The 20345-nt window shown below is 52.8% G+C and carries 17 protein-coding genes; 7 read left to right on the top strand and 10 right to left on the bottom strand.

What is annotated here, in order from left to right:
- The first annotated feature begins 122 nt into the window (after positions 1 to 122).
- Positions 123 to 1751: an NAD+ synthase gene (locus AACY82_RS06235; protein ID WP_339615918.1), complete on the top strand. Its 1629-nt coding sequence runs from the start codon at positions 123 to 125 to the stop codon at positions 1749 to 1751.
- A gap of 83 nt (positions 1752 to 1834) precedes the next feature.
- Here the strand turns inward: AACY82_RS06235 and AACY82_RS06240 are convergent, their stop codons facing one another.
- Positions 1835 to 2737, bottom strand: a complete 903-nt coding sequence (locus AACY82_RS06240; RefSeq protein WP_339615919.1) for an outer membrane protein assembly factor BamD — start codon at positions 2735 to 2737, stop codon at positions 1835 to 1837.
- A gap of 270 nt (positions 2738 to 3007) precedes the next feature.
- On the opposite strand from AACY82_RS06240, the gene rluD reads away from it, so the two are divergent.
- The 4 genes from rluD (at position 3008) to AACY82_RS06260 (ending at position 8392) form a co-directional block, all read left to right on the top strand.
- A complete protein-coding gene (rluD, locus tag AACY82_RS06245; protein ID WP_339615920.1) occupies positions 3008 to 3961 on the top strand; it encodes a 23S rRNA pseudouridine(1911/1915/1917) synthase RluD in 954 nt (317 codons plus the stop codon).
- On the top strand, positions 3954 to 4730 hold the full coding sequence (gene pgeF / locus AACY82_RS06250; RefSeq protein ID WP_339615921.1) for a peptidoglycan editing factor PgeF: 777 nt from the start codon (positions 3954 to 3956) through the stop codon (positions 4728 to 4730). The genes rluD and pgeF overlap by 8 nt, the downstream gene beginning before the upstream one ends.
- 69 nt (positions 4731 to 4799) lie before the next feature.
- Positions 4800 to 5867, top strand: coding sequence for a histidinol-phosphate transaminase (gene hisC / locus AACY82_RS06255; RefSeq protein WP_339615922.1), 1068 nt, complete (start codon positions 4800 to 4802; stop codon positions 5865 to 5867).
- 266 nt (positions 5868 to 6133) lie between these two features.
- Entirely contained in the window at positions 6134 to 8392 is a 2259-nt protein-coding gene (locus AACY82_RS06260) for an EAL domain-containing protein (protein ID WP_339615923.1), read from the top strand.
- 18 nt (positions 8393 to 8410) lie between these two features.
- On the opposite strand, the gene AACY82_RS06265 is transcribed toward AACY82_RS06260, so the two are convergent.
- The 3 genes from AACY82_RS06265 to AACY82_RS06275 are packed head-to-tail and all read right to left on the bottom strand — an operon-like array spanning position 8411 to position 10905.
- Positions 8411 to 9481 carry a succinylglutamate desuccinylase/aspartoacylase family protein gene (locus AACY82_RS06265; RefSeq protein WP_339615924.1) on the bottom strand — a complete coding sequence of 357 codons (1071 nt, stop codon included), beginning with the start codon at positions 9479 to 9481 and terminating at the stop codon, positions 8411 to 8413.
- 6 nt (positions 9482 to 9487) lie between these two features.
- On the bottom strand, positions 9488 to 10393 hold the full coding sequence (gene rimK / locus AACY82_RS06270; protein WP_339615925.1) for a 30S ribosomal protein S6--L-glutamate ligase: 906 nt from the start codon (positions 10391 to 10393) through the stop codon (positions 9488 to 9490).
- A gap of 59 nt (positions 10394 to 10452) precedes the next feature.
- A complete protein-coding gene (locus tag AACY82_RS06275; protein ID WP_339615926.1) occupies positions 10453 to 10905 on the bottom strand; it encodes an ATP-dependent zinc protease in 453 nt (150 codons plus the stop codon).
- Positions 10906 to 11170: 265 nt separating this feature from the next.
- On the opposite strand from AACY82_RS06275, the gene AACY82_RS06280 reads away from it, so the two are divergent.
- The gene (locus AACY82_RS06280; RefSeq protein WP_339615927.1) at positions 11171 to 11356 is read left to right on the top strand and encodes a hypothetical protein; all 186 of its coding nucleotides are present in this window, start codon (positions 11171 to 11173) and stop codon (positions 11354 to 11356) included.
- A 350-nt stretch (positions 11357 to 11706) separates the two neighbouring features.
- Complete coding sequence (locus AACY82_RS06285; protein ID WP_339615928.1) at positions 11707 to 13014, top strand: GGDEF domain-containing protein; 1308 nt, start codon at positions 11707 to 11709, stop codon at positions 13012 to 13014.
- Positions 13015 to 13021: 7 nt separating this feature from the next.
- On the opposite strand, the gene AACY82_RS06290 is transcribed toward AACY82_RS06285, so the two are convergent.
- From AACY82_RS06290 to AACY82_RS06315, 6 genes are read right to left on the bottom strand one after another with little or no spacing between them, the layout of a single operon-like run.
- Complete coding sequence (locus AACY82_RS06290) at positions 13022 to 13831, bottom strand: symmetrical bis(5'-nucleosyl)-tetraphosphatase (RefSeq protein WP_339615929.1); 810 nt, start codon at positions 13829 to 13831, stop codon at positions 13022 to 13024.
- Positions 13832 to 13871: 40 nt separating this feature from the next.
- Positions 13872 to 14276 (bottom strand): Co2+/Mg2+ efflux protein ApaG, encoded by a 405-nt coding sequence (gene apaG, locus AACY82_RS06295; protein WP_339615930.1) that lies wholly within the window; start codon positions 14274 to 14276, stop codon positions 13872 to 13874.
- Complete coding sequence (rsmA, locus tag AACY82_RS06300) at positions 14269 to 15105, bottom strand: 16S rRNA (adenine(1518)-N(6)/adenine(1519)-N(6))-dimethyltransferase RsmA (protein WP_339615931.1); 837 nt, start codon at positions 15103 to 15105, stop codon at positions 14269 to 14271. The genes apaG and rsmA overlap by 8 nt, the downstream gene beginning before the upstream one ends.
- Positions 15102 to 16106 carry a 4-hydroxythreonine-4-phosphate dehydrogenase PdxA gene (gene pdxA / locus AACY82_RS06305; protein ID WP_339615932.1) on the bottom strand — a complete coding sequence of 335 codons (1005 nt, stop codon included), beginning with the start codon at positions 16104 to 16106 and terminating at the stop codon, positions 15102 to 15104. The genes rsmA and pdxA overlap by 4 nt, the downstream gene beginning before the upstream one ends.
- A complete protein-coding gene (locus AACY82_RS06310; protein ID WP_339615933.1) occupies positions 16106 to 17452 on the bottom strand; it encodes a peptidylprolyl isomerase in 1347 nt (448 codons plus the stop codon). Before AACY82_RS06310 ends, pdxA begins: the two co-directional genes overlap by 1 nt.
- Before the next feature lie 16 nt (positions 17453 to 17468).
- Positions 17469 to 20006, bottom strand: a complete 2538-nt coding sequence (locus AACY82_RS06315) for an LPS-assembly protein LptD (protein ID WP_339615934.1) — start codon at positions 20004 to 20006, stop codon at positions 17469 to 17471.
- Positions 20007 to 20345: the final 339 nt, after the last annotated feature.

Consider the following 20345-nt stretch of genomic DNA (forward strand, 5'->3'; position numbering starts at 1 on the left):
GCAGGCTTTGCCGGTCATTTAGGCTGTTACCGCCAAGGTAGAATCGTTGCGCTTTGCTTAATGCAGGCCTTTATCGGACAATATGGCGCCTTAATCGGGGTTGGCTGCAAAGAGGGCAAGGCATGAGTAAAGTCGTCGTATGTATGGCGCAAATAAATACGCTGGTTGGGGACATTCCGGGTAATACCGGTTTGGTGTTAAGGGAGGCGCAGCGAGCGCTGGATGAATATGCGGCGGACGCTGTGTTGTTCCCGGAGTTGACTCTGACGGGTTACCCGCCAGAAGACCTGTTGTTGCGGCCATCGTTGCAGTTACGTATCGATCGGGCCCTGAACGTGTTGCTCGATGCAGCGCTGCCCATTACCTTGATTGTTGGTTACCCCCGGGTGGTAGCTGGACGCATTTTTAATATGGCCGGTGTGATTGCCGGCGGTCAGCTGATTACCGAGTACGCCAAACAACACTTGCCGAATTATCAAGTATTTGATGAGGTGCGCTACTTTGTGCCGGGTGATAAAGCCTGTGTATTTGATTTAAAAGGCATTCCGACAGCCCTAAGTATTTGTGAAGACATTTGGCAGAGTGAGCCTATGACTCAGGCGCGCGATGCTGGCGCTACCTTGATGTTAAATCTTAATGCTTCGCCTTTTCACCAAGGTAAAGCGCGCGAACGAGAACAATTGCTTGAGCAGCGTAGCCGCGAAGGCAAAATGCCCATTATTTACACTAATATGGTGGGTGGGCAGGATGAACTTGTGTTTGACGGAGGCTCTATGGCCGTGAATCACAACGGTACTGTTTGCGCCCGTGCGCCCGCATTTGCGCCTGCCTTATTACCCATTAATATAGTGTGTGGCGCCGGCGGGTTAGAGCTGGCGCAGCACTCCTTGGCGCCGGAGCCCTCGAATTTGGCGGCGGTGTACCAGGCGTTGGTGCTGGGCTTGCGCGATTACGTGCAAAAAAATCGCTTTAAAGGCGCCGTGCTCGGTCTGTCTGGTGGCATTGATTCGGCGTTAACGCTGGCAATTGCCGTCGATGCATTGGGCGCTGATAACGTCGAGGCCGTGATGATGCCGTTTCGCTACACCTCTGAGTTGAGTAAAACCGACGCGGCTGATCAAGCCGAGCGTATGGGCGTGCGCTACCAGTCTATTAGCATCGAGCCAATGTACGATGCTTTTATGGCCGCGTTGAATGATGAGTTTGCCGGTACAGCGGTGGACACAACCGAGCAGAACTTACAGGCGCGCTGTCGCGGTGTCGTGTTGATGGCTATCTCAAATAAGAAGGGCTGTTTGGTGTTGACCACGGGCAATAAAAGCGAGTTGGCCGTGGGTTACTCGACCTTGTATGGCGATATGGCTGGTGGTTTTGATGCGCTTAAGGATGTACCTAAATCGTTGGTGTTTAGCTTGGCGAAATATCGCAATGCGACGGTCGAGGTGATCCCCGAGTCGGTGATCACCCGGCCGCCTTCGGCCGAGTTGGCGCCGGACCAAAAAGATGAGGATTCTTTGCCCCCTTATGACGTGCTAGACGCTATCTTAGCGTTGTATGTAGAGCGCGACTTTAGCGCGGATCAAATTGTGGCGGAGGGGTTTGCTCGCGAGGATGTCACCCGTGTTGTGCGCCTAGTGGATATTAACGAGTACAAACGGCGTCAGGCACCCATTGGCCCAAGGATTACCCAGCGCGGCTTTGGCCGCGATAGGCGTTACCCTATTACCTCTAGGTGGCAAGCGGGCGAGTAGCCGCTGGGTAATAAAATCGCGGCTATAAAAAAGGGCGACACGTTCAAGTAACGTGCCGCCCTTTTTATGCGTTTGTCGGGGTGTTACTGAGTCGCACGCGGTGCGTCTTGGTACTGAGGATCGTAGACCCGGCGTGAATCAAAGCCGCGCGGGTCGCGCTTATCAAACAACCCAAAGGTGACCATGCTGAGCCAAGAGCGCTCGCCACTAACGTCGCCATGCTGAAAGTCAAACTCGCCGCTTTTATTAAAGGCCGGATGGTCCGGATAGTTTAAGCGCAAAACGGCCAGTGTTCGATCCGATAGCTCGTCCATTTCCAGCAAATGGTAACCTTGCACCATAACCGCTAGCGCGTCGGGTACGGCGGGCGTCTCTTGGTAGTTTTCTAGCACGTACTTACCGCGATTGATTGATGCGAGATACGCCCCTCGCTTGAAATAATAGTTGGCAACGTGAATCTCGTAGCGAGCCAGACGATTGCGCAAATACAGCATGCGTTTTTTAGCATCGGTGGCGTAGGGGCTATCAGGGTAGCGGTTGAGTAACTGGGTAAAATAACTCAGAGACTCTCGGGCGGCGCCGGGGTCGCGCTGGGTCTGATCGAGTGGCATGATCTGTGACAGAAAGTTCTCATCTTTGCTGTAAGCCGCCAAGCCTTTCATATAATAGGCGTAATCAACATTGCGGTGTTGCGGGTGCAGACGAATAAAACGATCGGCCGAGGCGGTAGCCGCGTCGGGTTCGCCTGAGCTGAAATAGGCGTAAATCAGCTCAAGTTGCGCTTGCTCGGCGTATTTGCCAAAGGGAAAATGCTCCTCCAGCAGCTGTAAAGAGCGGATGGCGCTCTCCCAGCGGGAGCGCTCAAGCTGCTCTTGGGCCGATTCATACAAATCGGACTCCGAGGTGAAGTCCTGTTGCTCGTTTGAAGAACACGCACTGAGCAGGACCAAAAAAAGACCGACAATTAAAAAAACTAGGGCTCGCATAGGGTTACAACTCATAATTCGTTATCATCGCAGCGCCAGTGGGCACTAAGAGGGTTGTTTTAAAACGTTCCGAGCAAAAGCCGGACGGAAAAGTAAGCGAAAATGCGTCGTTTATACTCGATAAGTGCGCATTTGAGCTTAATTTTACTGTCTGGAGGCCGAGCTAGTCGTTTTTCTACAGTCTCCAAGCCCGCTATTTAAACACAGTCGACGCCCAAGCCAAAGCAGGCAGGGTGCGACCAGATCCGTAAACTGGGAGCCAGGTTGGGAATGACCGAAACCATAGAACACAGTGCCATCGTACCGGCACAGATGCACGGGCTGCGCTTGGACCAAGCGGCGGCAACCTTGTTCCCTGATTATTCCAGGGCGCGCCTGCAAAGCTGGGTTAAAGCTGGGCAGTTAACCGTCGATGGTTGCCAAGTGCGCCCGCGGCACAAATTACTGGGGGGCGAACGGGTGCAGCTTGAGGCCGAACTGACCCCCGAAGGCGAGTGGCTCCCCGAAGAGATTCCTCTCGACATCGTTTTTGAAGACGAAAGCCTAATGGTGATTAATAAGCCCGCCGGCATGGTGGTGCATCCGGCCGCCGGCAATTACAGCGGGACACTGGTCAATGCGCTATTGCATTACTGCCCCCCGCAAGTAAATTTACCCCGCGCTGGTATTGTGCACCGGCTGGATAAAGACACTAGCGGCTTGATGGTGGTGGCGAAAACGTTGCCCGCTCATGCTAACTTGGTGGCGCAACTGCAAGCACGTACGGTCAGCCGCGAATATGAGGCGCTGGCCTGCGGCGATATGACCGGTGGCGGAAAAGTCGACGCACCTATTAACCGACACCCACGGTTGCGCAAGCAAATGGCGGTGGTGACTCATGGTGGTAAAGAGGCGGTGACTCACTATCGGCTGCTGGCGCGTCTGAGTGGCTACAGCCATTTACGATTAAAGCTTGAAACCGGTCGCACCCATCAGATTCGGGTTCATATGGCGCATATCCGTCACCCCTTATTGGGCGATCCGGTGTATGGTAAACGGCCCAGCAAGCTGCATACGTTAGCGCGCGAGCTCGCGACAACTTTGCGGGATTTTCCCCGTCAGGCACTGCACGCTGCGCAATTGGGGCTTGATCATCCCGTTACCGGAGAGTACATGCAGTGGCAAGCACCTTTACCCGAGGATATGGCGCAGCTGCTACACGCGCTACACAATCCCGATGAGTAATTGGATTCCAGAGCATTACCTCGTGCCAGAGTGGCCCGCGCCGGCATCGGTGAAGGCCGCTGTTAGTACACGGTGTGGCGGCAGCAGTGAAGGGGGCTATTCGAGTTTCAACCTCGCCGCTCACGTTGGCGATGATAGCGCTTCGGTTTTGTCTAACCGTCAACAGTTATGCGCTGAGCTGGCCTTAAGCGCCGAGCCCCAATGGCTCGAGCAGGTGCATGGGATTAAAGTGGTTGAGGCTGAAAACGACGACCGTGTGCGTACCGCCGATGGCACGGTGACGATGCAGCGTGGTTTGCCTTGCGCTGTATTAACCGCTGACTGCTTGCCTATCCTGTTGTGCGACCGCCAAGGCACCCAAGTGGCGGCGATTCACGCCGGCTGGCGATCACTGGCGGCGGGTATAGTGCCGCGTGCAGTGGCGCGCTTTAAGGCGCCGCCCGATCAAATAATGGCGTGGCTGGGCCCCGCGATTTCGGCGGATCACTTTGAGGTGGGCGTCGATGTGCTAGAGGCTTTTTTTGATACGGCTGGCAGCGTTACACACAGCGATGCCATTGCCGCCGCCATACGGCCAGGAAATCGCCCTCTGCATTTTTACGCCGACTTATTTCAATTGGCGCGCGCGGCATTGTCCGAGTGTGGCGTAAGCTCGGTCTACGGCGGCGGAGTATGCACCTATAACGATGCGGAGCGCTTTTACTCTTACCGACGTGACGGCGATACCAGTGGCCGAATGGCGAGCCTTATTTGGTTGGCGGACTCCTAACGGTAGTAATATCAAGCGTAACGGCCCGGTGGCTCTGATATAATCGCGACTTTTAAGCGCGGAGCAGCAATGTCTAAGTTCTGGAGCGATGTCGTTCGTGAGATTGAACCCTATGTGCCGGGCGAACAGCCTAAAATAGCGGGGCTGATCAAGCTCAACACCAATGAGAGTCCTTACCCGCCATCGCCTGAGGTGGCAAAAACCATCGATCGTGACGCTGTCGATCAGCTGCGCTTGTACCCGGACCCCAACGCCTCTGAGCTGAGTCAGGCACTGGCCGACTACTACCAGCTTGATGTTGGTCAAGTGTTTGTGGGTAATGGCTCTGATGAAGTGTTGGCCCAGTTGTTTATGGCGTTTCTACAGGGGCGCGGCACAGTGCTTTACCCCGATATCAGCTACAGCTTTTACCCCGTTTATTGCCAATTATTTGGTGTGCCCGCTAAACCGATTCCGCTGCGGGAGGACTTTAGCTTGGCGCTTGCGGATTATTCCACTGAAGCGGCCGGCATTATTTTCCCCAACCCCAACGCACCCACCGGTATGGGGGTGGCGCTGGATGAGATCGAGCAGTTACTAAAAGCACGCCCCGATACTCTGGTGGTAGTGGATGAGGCTTATATAGATTTTGGCGGCGAGAGCGCCGCGAGCTTAGTGTCACGCTATGACAATGTATTGGTGGTGCAAACCTTTTCTAAGTCGCGCGCCTTGGCGGGTATGCGAGTTGGGTTTGCCTTGGGGCAGCGGAGCTTAATTGAGGGCCTGGAGCGTGTAAAAAACTCATTTAACTCATACCCGCTGGATCGCTTGGCACAGCGTGCTGCTACGGTGGCAATACAGGACGATGACTACTTTAAGGCCAGCTGCGCCAAGGTGGTGGCGACCCGCGACCGGATGACAAGTAGGCTTGAGGCGCTGGGCTTTACTGTACTGCCTTCACAGGCCAACTTTATTTTTGCGAAACCGCCCGCCGCTGTGTCGGCCGAGACGTTGGCGGCGCAGTTGCGCGAGCACAAAATTTTGGTGCGCTATTTTAACCGCGAGCGCATCAGCGATTATTTGCGTATTACCGTGGGTACAGACGAGCAGATAGGCACTTTATTGGCTGTAGTAGAGTCGCTGCTAAAAGGCGCTTAATGCCACAAGGCTTAGGTGAAGGTGGCTTGCGACGACGTTTATGAGGCGTACACCGTCTTAGCGCTTGCACCCGCGGTTATATTCTAATAAATTGAAGTTATTAAACGATCTCTTAACGCTCTGTTACGCGTATAAGGGGCGGGCTAGGGGGTAACCGAGTTAAATGGTTAACCGGTTTCACCACAGGGCATGATAGCGTCTGTATTCACTCCTATAATCAGGGGTGTTAACCGCTATGTGAATCGTTACGTCTCTTGTGGAATGTTATGCAACACAAACTCAGTGCCGTCGAGCTGATTAGAAAGTATCAGACTCTTTTTAAACGGCTCAATCATAAGCAGATCGCTCAACGTCTGGTGGGGCTGGTTGCTGCACGCCGGGGCGTGATTCGTGCAGCCCTTTTGCTCGATTGTGAAGGTGAGTTACAAGTCGATGCTGTTGCGCTGGCCGCGGGCGATAACGCGCCTAATACGCACTCTATTAACACCCCCTTGTCCCAGCTTAATAATTTTCCTACCGATTTTATTGCCCGTAGCTTTGCTGCGCAGCAAAACCAATACGGAACAGGTGGCCCTGATATTAGCTGCGCTATCATCCCGGTAGAAGCTATTGATGCACCTGCGGCGGCGTTTTACCTAGAGTGTAGGGGCGATGAGCGCGTTTTGCGTGAAAGTGTGACAGCGCTTGAGCCTGTGTGGTTGATTAGTGCTTTGATGGTGCGGCAAATTGCGGATATGCGCAGTCTGGCGCTGCAGTCCGAGCGCAACAATGATGCCGAACGCGCTCTGTGGGCCAGTGAAACCTACCTGAATGCCATTTTGCGTTATTCCCCGGCGTTGATCGCGGTTAAAGATTTAAATGGCAACGTGGTGATGGCGAGCGAGCATTACAAACAGTTGGCCAACATTGGGGATGAGTCTCTTGTGGGTAAAAAAGCCCAGGATATTTATCCCGCGCAACTGGTTGAGTCGTTAAAAAACGTCGAGGCCGCGGCGTTAGATAAAGGCCGCCCCTATGAGACTGAGGTGGACTTGCCCCATAAAGACGGCAGCGTGCACACCTACTTGGTAGTGAAGTTTCCCCTTAGTGATCGCAGCGGCGAAGTGTTTGGCGTGTGTACGATTTGTACCGACGTGTCGGATCGAAAGCTCGCCGAAAGCGCGCTTCGCGAGCAGCAGTCTAGGCTGAATTATATGGCGTTTCACGATGCCTTGACCTCTCTGCCGAACCGCTCGCTCTTCTACGATCGTATTTCGCATGGTTTAGCGCGATCGGCGCGAGCTGGCAGTAAGCTGGCTTTGATGCTGCTAGACGTAGACCGCTTTAAAATCATTAACGACAGTCTCGGACACGATGCCGGGGACGTGTTGCTAAAGGCCATTGCCGGGCGCCTGAATGAAGGTGTGCGGGATATGGACACGGTTGCCAGACTCGGCGGGGATGAGTTCGTGGTGGTGCTTGAAGGTGTCCACGACATTGAAGATGTTCGGTTTATCGCCAATAAACTGTTGGTGCAGCTAGCGCGGCCGATTGAGGTTTCCGGCCACGAGATCTCGATAACCGCCAGTATAGGTATTAGTGTTTACCCTGATGACGGCGAGGCGACTGACGAGTTATTAAAAAACGCGGACATCGCCATGTACAAGGCGAAAGAGGCGGGCAAGAACAACTGCCAGTTTTACGCCACGGGCATGAGCGCTTCGGCCGTTAATTACCTGTTGCTAGAAAACGACCTGCGCCGCGGAATCGAGTTGGAGCAGTTAACTTTACACTATCAACCCCAAATTGATTTTAATACCGGCCAGCTGACAGGGGTTGAGGCGCTGGTGCGTTGGCAGCATCCAGAGCGCGGCTTGGTATCACCCGCCCACTTTATTCCTCTGGCAGAAGAAACCGGTTTAATTGTGCCACTTGGAGAGTGGGTGTTGGGCGCCGCCTGCCGACAACAAAAAGCATGGATTGATGCCGGCCAAAGAGTCCCGAAAATAGCCGTTAATTTATCGACCCGACAATTTCGCCAGCGCGACTTTCCAGGAAAAGTTGCAACGATTTTACGCGAAACCGGATTGCCGGCTGAGTATTTAGAGTTGGAAATTACCGAAAGCTGCGCCATGGAGCACGCCGGTGAAGCGATCAATCAGCTCAATCAGTTGCATCAAATGGGGTTGTCGCTCTCTATCGATGATTTTGGGACGGGTTATTCATCTCTTGCCTACTTAAAGCGTTTCCCCATTGATAAGCTAAAAATTGACAGCAGCTTTATTCACGACTTGCCGCTCGACATGAATGATGCGGCTATTGCCAAGTCGATTATTGCCTTAGCCCACAACATGCAGTTAACCGTAGTGGCAGAGGGTGTCGAGCAGGTTGAGCAAGCCGACTGGCTGCGTGAACAAGGATGCGATCAAGCGCAGGGGTATTTTTACGCTAAACCCATGGCGCGCGAAAGTTTTGCCGAGCATTTTACCGCCAGCGGTGAGTTTTCGTTTCACGCAAATGTAGTGTCTTTAAAGGGGCTGGCCTAATGGCGACCAGCGTCGTGGTTAGTCTTCCAGTGAGTCATCCTGGCCGATAAAAAATGGTTCTTCCTCGTCGCCAGAGCTACCGAAGGTATCGTGGAATGTGGCTACCTGATTGGCGACTTGATGTATTTTTTTGCTGTAATTGGCCAGATGAAACAAAGCTTCACCCTCGTGTACCAGAGGTAAATTGGTTAAGCCGATAACAATGGATTCGGCCGGCGCCAGTACCGCCTTCTGCCCTAAGCCTACCGGATCGGAGATATACGCAAGCACGGTGCCTTTCTTTACTCTGGCACCTAAGCGAACCATGGTGCGCATAACGCCACTGTTGGGCGCGCGCACCCAGCGACTGTCATCGGCGATGGTAACCGTGGTCGGCTTGGCGGGCCTAACTTTGCGTGGCAGCATGTTCAGTTCACGCATGATGTTAATGACGCCGCGCGTGCCGGCACGAATGCTAAACTCATCAAATCGTAAAGCCTCGCCGGCTTCGTACAGTAAAAAGGGTATGTCTCTGTCGGCGGCCGCTTGGCGCAACGAGCCCTCGCGCAGCTGGGCGTCTAAGATAACAGGTGAACCAAACGCGAGTGCCAACTCTTGAGTCTCGGACTGACTTAAATCGGTTCGAATTTGCGGCAAATTGGTTCGGTGACGAGCGCCGGTATGCAAATCGATACAATGGGTGGCGTGGCAGAGAATTTTATCAATTAACGTGTAAGCGACCCGTCCGGCCAACGAACCTTTTAGGCTGCCCGGAAAACAGCGGTTGAGGTCGCGACCGTCGGGTAAGTAGCGCGATTGATTGAGAAAACCGTGCACATTAACCACCGGGATGGCCAGTAAAGTGCCTCGCAGCTTGCTGAGTTGTTTGCTGCCGAGCACCTGGCGAATAATCTCAACCCCGTTGATTTCATCACCATGTACGGCGGCGGTTAGCAATAGGCAGGGGCCCGGACGCTTACCATTAATGACATGTACCGTTAGCCCCACGTCGGTGTGGGTGTACATCGCCGCCAGCGGGATATCAATGCTCTTGGTTTGCCCCGGTAAAACCTGCTCTCCACCAATCGTGACGGTATGGTTTGCTGCCATTGGGGATTAACCTTTGCCTTTGGTGCGGTTGGCGTGTGGGCGGGCATTTTCTTCGATGTATTTGATGATCTCTGTAGCGACATCTTTACTTGTTGCGCCCTCGATACCCTCAAGCCCGGGAGAGGAGTTCACCTCCATAATCAAGGGGCCGCGTGAAGAGCGCAGAATATCCACCCCCGCGACTTTTAGGCCCATTGTTTGTGCCGCTTTAATGGCGGTGGTGCGTTCGTTCGGGCGCAGCTTAACCAGTTGCGCACTGCCGCCGCGATGCAGGTTTGAGCGGAATTCGCCATCGGGGGCGGTGCGTTGCATTGAGGCTATGATTTTAGTGCCAATGACTAAGCAGCGAATATCGCTACCACCGGCTTCTTTAATAAACTCTTGCACTAAAAACTCAGCGCGCAACTCACGAAACGCCTCAATCACACTCTCAGCAGCTTTGGCGGTTTCGGCTAAAACGACGCCACGGCCTTGGGTGCCTTCACACAGTTTAACCACGAGGGGGGCACCGCCCACTAACTGAATAAGCTCTTTGGTGTTGTGAACATTGTGGGCAAAGCTGGTGCGAGGCATGCCCACGCCTTTGCGCGATAGCAGCTGCAGGGCTCGCAACTTGTCTCGCGATCGACCGAGTGCCACAGATTCAGTCAGGCAATACACACCCATCATCTCGAACTGCCGGATCACCGCCAATCCATAGTGGGTTACCGAGGCGCCGATCCGTGGAATAATGGCATCAAACCCTTCAAGCTCTTGCCCGCGGTACCAGATGGCGGGTTTGGAGGGAGTGATGTCCATATAGCACTTTAGAATATCGATAACATGAGGATCGTGACCGCGCTCTTTACAGGCTTCTATTAAGCGACGGGTAGAATAGAGTTTGGCGTTGCGAGATAAAATGGCAATTTTCATTTAGAGTCCTAATTAATTTTTATGTGTGATCGCTACTAATAACGGCGGCTTAACCTGGATTAAGGGGCGTTTAGCTTGTCGCCACCACACAAAAATGATTGTTGAGGGTCGACCGTAAAGTGTCCATTTAGGGTGTTGCGTCCGAGCAACATTCTAAATGTCATGGTGTCGCGGTTGGTAAGCGTCATCTCTGTTAAGATCGTTTGTCCGCCTATCGTCAGAGCAGCTTCGATGACATAACGCACCTCTTTATGTCCGCCCGAGTCTGTTACTTCGCGCTGATCGTGGACAGGAGCTTCACAAATAATCTCTGTTTCATTGGATTTTTGCCGTGGGTGAAGACCAAAGCGAACCCACGCTTCACCTTCACGCTCAAAAGGTTCGACAAAAAAAGCGTGCAGCGCTGAAGTCTTTGCGCCGGTGTCTACTTTGGCTTTAATGTGTATACCGCTAAAGTCGGGCAAGTGTACCCACTCGCGCCAGCCAACAGAGTACATGTGCTTATCGGTCATGGGTTATTGCTACCTCAAGTGTTGATCTCTAACTATAGCAGTTATGGGATCGCGGATGCTTGTGTCATATCCTAGAGCATTATGGAAACCGTTAGTGCTCAAATGAATCACCTTTTAAACCCTAAGAAAAAAGCTAGGTAATGTCAAAAAACTGTGGTAAATAGCGTTTGTGAGCGTCAGGGCGGGTTTTACCACTAAAAACCGCTCTGAAATTAGCTTATCGATGTTTGTTCGCGATTCCGCTATTTTATGAGGTAAAAAGCTTATGTCCGTGGATCACGATGACGATACCCTGCTAGACGATGACGTAGACTCTGATACGTCTATCACCACAGCAAAAGAAAACAGCCTGCGGCAGCTGGCGATTCGGCGGCAACTGGAAGATCGCTTGGAACGCCGCCGGCTTAAAGATGAGCTCGGTTGTGATGAGCTGTGGGAGTTGGGTTACTAAAACCTACCGCTACAGTCTCGATTAGCGTGGAGGCGGCTGGTCTGCCTCCAGGTTCTTGTGCTTACACCTTTGAATCCCTCCTCTTTGCCACTCGCCAATGATTATGTGGCACATTTGTCATGGTTAACGACATAGTTAACACCGTGTGTTAGGGTTAAACTGTGAATTGCAAAATCGTAAAAATCGATTAGTAATATTATTGCTTGGCGTATTCTCTGTGCTGCAACAGTCAGTGCTAGGTAGGATACTTAAAGGGCCGATGCTCAGTACAGATAAAACGCTCTAGAAAATATAAAATAAGAATGACGCCTTGGCGAGACTATTCGCCCAGTTAGGGTTAGAGGTCAGTTATGCCTACAAAAATGCGATTTGAAAAAGCGTTGCTAGTGCTGGTTGTACTGACGGCATTGGCGGTTTTAGGGCAAAAATGGGTGTTACAAGAAACCTTTGTTATTGACCCTACTGAGGGGCTCGACAATCGCTTATACAATGATCGCCTCTCTGGCGGTACCAGCCAATCTGAAATGATCTCGGGTGCGGCAGACTCCTATGTCTGGCGTTGCGATTTGCATGCCACGGGGTACGCTTACCCCCACTGTGGTTTTGAAGTGCGATTAACTGGCAGCTATACCCAAGGCATTAACTTTAGTAATTACCGAACGGTCAAAATTTGGTTAGATTACGAAGGCCCCAACGACAGCGTACGTATTTTTTTACGCAACTATAATAGCCGCTACAGTGTCGCGAGCGATGACACTACGACTAAGTACAACCAACTCGAATTCTCGCCTGCCAAGGATCAGGCCTATTACGAATTTAGCTTTGGCGACTTTTTTGTTGCCAATTGGTGGCTGCGTGAAAAGAATATTCCGCCTCAGCTGAGCCACCCTGAGTTTAACAATATAGTGAGCTTTGAGGTACAGACAGGCTCAGGCCACTTACCCGGCGAGCATCGTTTTGTATTGCGTCGCGTCGAGTTGGTCGGCCAAAGGTTTGATACGGCAGACTGGTACTTGGGGATTATTGTGGTTTGGGTGGTTATTGTGCTGTTGTTTCTTGCTTATCGAGTGCTGGAGCTTACGGGTGAGGTGCGTGAGCGCAAAAAACGCGAGCAGGAGCTGATGGATGTAAATCTTTTTTTGGATAGCCGTTCTCGTGAGCTTGAAGCGAAAACCAAAACGGATGCTCTGACCGGGGCGTTTAATCGTGAGGGTATTGAAGAGAGTATTAAAAACGGGCTTTGGGAGTGGCGCCATAGCGCCAAACCTTTGTCTATCGTAATGATGGATATTGACCACTTTAAAAAGATTAACGACCAATACGGCCATGCGGTAGGCGACGATATTTTAGCCGGTATATCCGCCTTGGTTAAAGAGCACATACGCGCGACGGATTTGTTTGCCCGGTGGGGAGGGGAGGAGTTCGTGCTGGTATGTCGCAATACTCGTATTCACTACGCGCAGCACATTGCCGAAAAGTTGCGAGCGATGCTCGCAGAGCACAAATTTGATGGTGAGCTGCAAGTCACGGCAAGCTTTGGCGTGGCGACATTAACCGGTGGCCGAAGCGTAGAGCAGCTGTTTAAGGCGGCTGACGATGCGTTATATCAAGCGAAAAAGAAGGGCCGCAACCGCGTATTGAAAGAGGGTGATGATTAACTACCTTTTAGTTCTTTTTACAGCGCGTACGAAACAGCTTGCCATCCTCTAATCGCAGGGCGGTTAAGCAGCCACCCCAGACACAGCCGGTATCTAGCGCGATGACGTTATCCGCCGCTGCTTGCCCCTCTAATGCTGCCCAGTGTCCAAATACAATCCTCTCTTTACGACAAGCGTGCTGTGGATGGTCAAACCAGGGCAAAAACTCACCGCTACTCACCGCCGTTTTATTGTCTAAATCGAGTAAACCGTCAGCATCGCAAAAGCGCATTCGGGTAAAGTAGTTAGTAATCAGCCGCAACCGTGCATTGCCAATAAGCTTGTTTTTCCACTGGCAGGGTTTGTTGCCGTACATCTCGGCCAAAAAGTCGTTGATGTAATCGCTTTGCAGTACCGCCTCGACTTCTCGGGCGTGGGCGGTGGCTTGCTCCAAGTCCCAAATAGGCGGGATGCCAGCGTGCACCATGGTATAGCCAAGTGTTGGGTCGCTGTGAAGAAGCTTACAGTGGCGTAGCCAATGGATCAGCTCTTCGCAATCGTTCGCTTTTAACAGTTGATCAAGGGTGTCAAATGATCCTTTGCGCTTGTGGCCGTAGGCGACGGCGATAAAATGCAGGTCGTGGTTACCTAAAACGGCGGTGACTGCATTGCCCAATGAATACAGATACCGCAGTGTCGCCAGTGAGCTGGGCCCACGGTTGACCAAGTCTCCGGCAATCCACAAGCGATCGTGGGAAGGATCAAAATCAATTTTATCCAACAATCGCAGTAGCGGGTCGAGACAACCCTGTATGTCGCCTATTGCGTAGGTGCTCATGGTCGTATCGGTCTTATAGTCGCCGTGTTAGTTTATGGTGTCAGTGCAGCGCGCCGGGCGGCACCAAGGCAAATGCCGGTATGGGGGCCGTAAAGGTCTCGCCATCGGGTTGGCGAAACTCGTAGCTGCCTTCCATAATGCCAGCAGGCGTTGCCAATATGGCGCCGCTACTATAGGTATAGCTGCAACCGGCGGGAATGTCCGGTTGTTGTCCCACCACACCAAGGCCCTGTACTTCTTGTACTTGATCGTTGGTGTCGGTTATAACCCAGTGGCGACTCAGTAACTGCGCCGCTTGGACACCGCGATTGTGAATCGTAATGGTATAGCGAAACGCGAAACGTTGTTGCTCGGGTTGCGATTGCTCGGCGAGAAAACCTGTGTCTACGTCAATGGCAATGCTGGATGCAATATCGTTGCAAAATTCAGAGGCGGTATCAGTCATGGGCATTATTTTGTGAGTTCTTAAGGCGCTCGTCAATGGCGTCGCTTAGGGCGATAAATTCCGCCATGGTTAGTTGCTCGGCTCGCTTGGATATGTCGACGGGAAGGTCGTCCATGTCGGCGACATCAAGCAGTGTTTTGAGCGCATTGCGTAAAGTTTTACGGCGTTGCCCAAAAGCGGCGGTAACCAGCTTTTCTAAGGTTTTAATGTTACCCACCGTATGGGGCAATTCACGGTAGGGCGTGATACGGACAATGGCCGAGTCGACTTTAGGTGCTGGGTCAAAGGAGCCGGGCGGCACATCAAACAGCGGTTCGACGCGGCAGTAGTATTGCACCATCACAGACAATCGGCCAAAGGCTTTTTCGCCAGGGCAGGCGGCGAGCCGTTTGACCACTTCTTTTTGCAGCATAAAGTGCATGTCTTGCACTTTATCCGCAAAGCTGATTAGGTGAAAAATCAGCGGCGTGGAGATGTTGTAGGGCAAGTTACCAACGATTCGCAAGGGCTTTTCAGCGCTGCCTAATTCGGCAAAATCAAACTTTAACGCATCGGCCTGGTGCAATGTGAAGCCTGGGTATTTATCAAAACGCACCCGCAACCACGGGACTAGGTCTCGGTCTAGCTCAATGACGTGCAAGGTTTCTGCACTGGCTACCAGCGGCTCGGTGAGCGCCCCTTGGCCGGGACCGATCTCTACCAAGGTTTCCCCGGGACGGGGGCGAATAGCGCTGGCGATACGGTGAATAACACCGTGATCGACTAAAAAGTTTTGCCCAAAACGTTTTCGTGCGCGGTGTGGGGAGCCCGGCGTAAAAGATGTTTTCATTGGTCGGCCTCGCGCCGCGCGTGGATCATGGTTTGGGCGTAATCAATGGCGGTTAGCAGGCTACCTTGGTCGGCTTTGCCGGTGCCGGCCAGATCGAGTGCTGTGCCATGATCAACCGATGTGCGAATAATGGGTAACCCAAGGGTAATATTAACCGCTCGACCAAACCCTTGGTACTTAAGTACAGGCAGGCCTTGATCGTGGTACATAGCTAATACCGCATCGGCGTTATTTAAGTGTTTGGGGGTGAAGAGCGTATCGGCCGGCAGAGGGCCGATTAAATCGTAGCCCTCCTGGCGCATGGCGCTTAATAAAGGCTCAATGGTATCGATTTCTTCGCAGCCTAGGTGACCGCCTTCGCCGGCGTGAGGGTTTAAACCGCACACCAGAATACGCGGCTGCGCAATACCAAATTTTGTTTTTAAATCGTGCGCGGTAATGGTGATAACCTCGCGCAATAACGTACTGTTGATGGCGTCGGCGACTTCTCTGAGCGGGATATGAGTGGTGGCTAGCGCAACTCTAAGCCCATCAGTGGCAAGCATCATCACCACGCGGGGCGTATTGGTGCGCTCTGCAAGGTACTCTGTGTGTCCGCTGAAAGCGACGCCGGCATCGTTAATAATGCCTTTGTGGACTGGGCCGGTGACTAAAGCGTCAAAGTGACCAGCTTGGCAGCCATCAATGGCGGCATCAAGGGTATCGAGCACATAGCGGGCATTGTTGCGATCGAGTCTACCCGCCGCGGCGCCGGCAGCGAGCGACACGGGTAGAACGTGCAACGTGCCAGCGGCCGGTATGCGGGGCGGGGCGTCGGCGCTAACGGTGACGATATTAACGGCTACGCCCAGCATTTGGGCGCGCGTCTCTAATAGCGTCGGGTCGGCAATAATAACAAATTCATGGTCGCTAGCTGTTTTGCTTAGCGCCAAAACCAGGTCTGGGCCAATACCCGCCGGCTCCCCTGGGGTGATGGCAATGCGTGCAATTGCTTGAGTCATTAAGCGCCACTGTCAGAGTCATTATCGTCAGCCGTGCTGCTGTCGAGGTCTTTAATGTCGAGATAAGCGTTTTCGCGTAACTCCAGCAGCCACACTTGCAGTTCTTCGTCAAAGCGGCGCTCGCGCATCATCTGCGCCGCTTTATTGCGGATCACTACGTCGCTCATGTCTTCTTGACGGCGATCGGTGACTTGCAAAATATGCCAGCCAAATTGGCTTTTAAAGGGGCCGGCAATCTCGTCAATTTCGCTGTTGGCCATGGCGTTTTCGAAGGCGGGGACGAATGTGCCGGGGGTGGCCCAGCCAAGATCGCCGCCTTCGAGCATAGAGCCGATATCCTCAGAGTTTTCTCGGGCTAATTCGGCAAAGTCAGCGCCACCTTCGATTTGCGTTTTAAGTTCGGTGAGCTTCTCTTTGGCGGTTTCGTCATCCATGATCTCAGAGGTTTTGATCAGAATGTGTCGAGCTTTGGTTTGCTGTACCAGTTGCTCGCCACCGCCGCGCTGTTCGATATTTTTAATAAGGTGGAAGCCTGCGCCTGAGCGGATGGGCTTGGAGACATCCCCGACGTCCAGCTCGCTAACGACATCGCTAAACAGTTCGGGTAGCTGGGCCAGTTTGCGCCAACCTAAATCGCCGCCTTCTAGGGCAGTTTGGTCGTTCGAGTTGGCAATGGCCATCTGGCTAAAGTCGGCTCCATCTTGCAGTTGTTGATAGATGTCGTTGACCTTTGCCTCGGCTTCCTGCGCTTCATCGGGGTTGGCCGATGAAGAAACGCTAATTAGGATGTGACCCAAGTGATAATCAGGTGAGGTGGCAAATTTGCCGTCGCTGGAGGCGAGGAAGTTGTCGATCTCTTGCTCGGTAACACGGATGCGGTTATTTACCACGCCTTGCTGGACTTGATTGACCAGTAAATCGCGGCGCAGTTTTTCACGTAGTTGCTCGAGTGACATACCTTGGCTTAAAAGGTCGGCTGATAGCTCGTCCAGCGTGGTAAAGCCATTGTTGGCCATTACCTGTTGCAGTGTTTGGTTGAGTTGCTGGTCAGAGATTTCCATCCCGTAGCGCCCGGCCTCTTCTAGTTGCAGCTGCTCTAAAATCAGCTGATCTAAGATTTGTTGGTCGAGCACGTCCATGGGCGGAAGCTGATCATATTGCCCCTGGAGCCTTTGCAGAACGGAGTTTTTGCGCTCGTCAAACTCACTTTGCAAAACGACGCCCTGGTCTACGACGGCTATAACGCGGTCGAGTATTTCGGTCTCAGCGTTTGCGCTTGAGGCAATGCTAAGGCTGAGGGCGCCTATCAAATGAAGCAGGGGGGCTGCCAAGCTTTTCTTTGTCATAGTAATCACTGTTTGTTTATCGTAAGTTTTTTTCGCGCTCGTCGTAACCTAAGATGGTTTTGCCCAGTAGGCTACCTACGCGTTCGCTAATGCTGGCCAGTCCTTTGAGCTGAAGATCGACAAAAAAGCCATCGTCGTAATCGTCGTCCTCGACGCTATCGAGGATGTTGCCGTCGTTGTAGTCAAAATTGAGCCATTTGCGCCATAACAGGCGCACCCGGTAGCAGCAATCGCTGTATTCGAACCCGGCAAAGGTGTCGAGTTCCTGATCGTAGGTTAAATCGTAGTTGGCGCGAGCAATGATACTCCAACTATTGCTAACCGGAACAAATGCGCCTATATCCAGTTGGTTGCGCTCTGAGCCCAGCTCGGGTGTGATCTCATCGTCAATATCCAGCTCGCGCACATCGCGTTTATAGGTGTACGTCAGGCTGACTAGGCGGTCTGAGTCGTCGGCGTACTCGATAGTGGCGCTCGCGTTAGAGACCTCATCTTTGTGTTGATCGTACAGGACATCACCGCTGACTTGTAGGTAGTCGCCTGCGCGAGCGGCAATACGGCCGGCAAACTCAGATTGCCCGTAGGTTTCTTCTTCTGGTTGATATTCAGGGTTTAGGGTGACCCGTGGCGAGCTAAAGCGGTAAATCTGACCGACGCTTAACTCCAGATGCTCGATGCCCGTTACCGGTGAGATAAAGCGACTGGTAAGGCCGGCGCTTAGCTGGTTGGCGTCATCAATACGGTCGTAGCCTGAGAACCGAGTGGTGCGAAACAGCTGATTGTAGTCGAAAGTGACGTATTTGGTGTCAAAGTCGATGTATCGATTGCTGTCGTTTAGGGGGGAGTAGATCTCAGAGTGATCTTCGTAATCGCTATAAAAGTAAAACAAGCGCGGCTCTAGGGTTTGGATAAATTCGGTGCCACCGAGGCTGCCAAAGCGCTCGAAAAACATGCCCATGTCGACGCTGCCTTGCGGCACGACGAGGGAGGGAGAGTCGCTATAAATGGTGTCATCTGGCATCTGGCCGTTTGGGTTGTAATCGGCTTGCTCCAGTTGGTAGCTCAGGGTTTTAACGCCCATTCGCGGCCGGAAAAAGCCCCACTGCCAGCGTTTGTCCCAGGTTAGGCCGTAATCGCTGCTAAAGCGGTCGCCCACCACCAAGCGGTCAGTATCGCGGGCATAGTACTCGGTGATATCAAAGCGGGTGAATTGATTGTCGAGGTCGATCTGCCAGTCGCCCAAGCGAAAACGACCATTGGCAAACAAATGTGGTAGCTGTTTATAGGGCTCTTGTTTTGACTCATTGAGATAACGCACCTCTTCGGCATTGGCGCCAACCTTCCAGGCCTCGCCGTTATAACTGATTTCGCCAAACTTGCTGATGCGCGATTGCCGGGAAACGTCAATATCACTGCTGGTAATGTCCCGTAGGTAATCGACGTCGCTGATGTCGGTGTAGTCGATACGGGTTTTAAAGCGGCTGCGTTTGCCCCCGGTTTGGTCCAGGTTGATTAGCCAGCGGTCCTGCCCCAAGTGTGGGTATGCTTCCTCGGGTGTTTTCTCGCCCGAGGCAATGTCGTTTTCGGCGCGCTTGTCGTAGCCACCGTCATCACTGGCTAAGAATCCGCCTGATATTTGGGTGGAAAAGTACGATGATAAATGCCGCAAGGTGCCGTCCCAAAGGGTGCCGCGCTCTTCCATAAAGCGCGGCGTTATGGTGGCATCCATTTGCGGTGCAATATTCCAGTAAACGGGTTGGGCAAACTCAAGCCCGTTGCGCGAGCTTGTACCGAGCGATGGAAATAACAACCCGCTTTTACGCTCGTCGCCGATGGGGAACGCCATGTAAGGCATATAAAAGACGGGGATGTCTTTAATCAGCAGGCGTGCGTGTTTAGCGGTGCCGTAGCTATCGTCTGTGTGTATTTCCACCTCAGAGGCTTCCATACGCCAAAACTCGTGGTTTGGTTCGCAGGTGGTAAAGCTGCCGTCGGTTAAGCGTAGCAAGCGATCGCCAAACTTCTCAAGCTTGCCAGCGCGGCCGTGCAAACGGGACTCATGGAGCACAAACTCGGCGTTATCAATGCTGGCATCGCCGCTATCGCGTTGCATTTTTGCGTTGTCGGCCAAGATCAGTAAGCCATCTTCGCGGATCGTGACGCCTTCATTCAAGATCAGCTCGCCGCTGGTATTGTTTAGCTCCGCTCGCTGAGTGCGCAGCATGCGCGAGCCTTGACGCAGCTCGACATTACCTTCAAGGGTGATGGTTTGCCCGCCACTGGCGGAAGTTTTATCGGCATCGGCTTCGATGTTGGTCTGATCAATAGCGGTCGCGTCTGGATCGGCACGATAAGGGCTAACGTAGGCACCGCAACAGCCGGCCGGCAGATTTTCGCGCTCTTCTTCCGGTAGCTGCTCGCGGGGTACCCAATCAATGCGCCCGTATCTTGCATCGTGCTCTGTGCCGGATTGATAGCTATCGGCCACCGCCGAGCTTTGGCTCAGCACCGTAAGCGCCAGTAAGGAAAGTGTAGCTTCCTTTATAGTGGTCAACTTTATGCTACCTGATAGACGGTGACGGAAGCGATGGTCTAGATCGGCCATTGAGAGGTCTCTACAATCCTTAAATAATGGGCGCCCTGATACAACGAACGCGCGTGAAGGCGGGCGGCAAAGCCCGGATGCAGGCGCGTGATAAGCTGGCCATTCTACTGCATTAACCCGCGCGGGGGGAAACCGAATTCACACGCTAATACGCGTAGTGTTTTGCCGTGTTTGTTGCAGGGTTGGCATAAGCTAAAAGCCGCAGCAATTGCCGTTTGCTAGTGGTAAATTCAGAGTAAGCTGACAGACGGTTTGTTAGCCTGTAGGATTTTAGGCTGGTAAGTGTAA

The sequence above is a fragment of the uncultured Gilvimarinus sp. genome (genome assembly GCF_963972205.1).
Lineage (GTDB): Bacteria > Pseudomonadota > Gammaproteobacteria > Pseudomonadales > Cellvibrionaceae > Gilvimarinus > Gilvimarinus japonicus.

Excerpts from the sequence above, each read along its gene's own strand:
- AACY82_RS06235 (WP_339615918.1), top strand. The coding sequence starts at position 123 with ATGAGTAAAGTCGTCGTATGTATGGCGCAAATAAATACGCTGGTTGGG.
- AACY82_RS06240 (WP_339615919.1), bottom strand. The coding sequence starts at position 2,737 with ATGCGAGCCCTAGTTTTTTTAATTGTCGGTCTTTTTTTGGTCCTGCTC.
- rluD (WP_339615920.1), top strand. The coding sequence starts at position 3,008 with ATGACCGAAACCATAGAACACAGTGCCATCGTACCGGCACAGATGCAC.
- pgeF (WP_339615921.1), top strand. The coding sequence starts at position 3,954 with ATGAGTAATTGGATTCCAGAGCATTACCTCGTGCCAGAGTGGCCCGCG.
- hisC (WP_339615922.1), top strand. The coding sequence starts at position 4,800 with ATGTCTAAGTTCTGGAGCGATGTCGTTCGTGAGATTGAACCCTATGTG.
- AACY82_RS06260 (WP_339615923.1), top strand. The coding sequence starts at position 6,134 with ATGCAACACAAACTCAGTGCCGTCGAGCTGATTAGAAAGTATCAGACT.
- AACY82_RS06265 (WP_339615924.1), bottom strand. The coding sequence starts at position 9,481 with ATGGCAGCAAACCATACCGTCACGATTGGTGGAGAGCAGGTTTTACCG.
- rimK (WP_339615925.1), bottom strand. The coding sequence starts at position 10,393 with ATGAAAATTGCCATTTTATCTCGCAACGCCAAACTCTATTCTACCCGT.
- AACY82_RS06275 (WP_339615926.1), bottom strand. The coding sequence starts at position 10,905 with ATGACCGATAAGCACATGTACTCTGTTGGCTGGCGCGAGTGGGTACAC.
- AACY82_RS06280 (WP_339615927.1), top strand. The coding sequence starts at position 11,171 with ATGTCCGTGGATCACGATGACGATACCCTGCTAGACGATGACGTAGAC.
- AACY82_RS06285 (WP_339615928.1), top strand. The coding sequence starts at position 11,707 with ATGCCTACAAAAATGCGATTTGAAAAAGCGTTGCTAGTGCTGGTTGTA.
- AACY82_RS06290 (WP_339615929.1), bottom strand. The coding sequence starts at position 13,831 with ATGAGCACCTACGCAATAGGCGACATACAGGGTTGTCTCGACCCGCTA.
- apaG (WP_339615930.1), bottom strand. The coding sequence starts at position 14,276 with ATGACTGATACCGCCTCTGAATTTTGCAACGATATTGCATCCAGCATT.
- rsmA (WP_339615931.1), bottom strand. The coding sequence starts at position 15,105 with ATGAAAACATCTTTTACGCCGGGCTCCCCACACCGCGCACGAAAACGT.
- pdxA (WP_339615932.1), bottom strand. The coding sequence starts at position 16,106 with ATGACTCAAGCAATTGCACGCATTGCCATCACCCCAGGGGAGCCGGCG.
- AACY82_RS06310 (WP_339615933.1), bottom strand. The coding sequence starts at position 17,452 with ATGACAAAGAAAAGCTTGGCAGCCCCCCTGCTTCATTTGATAGGCGCC.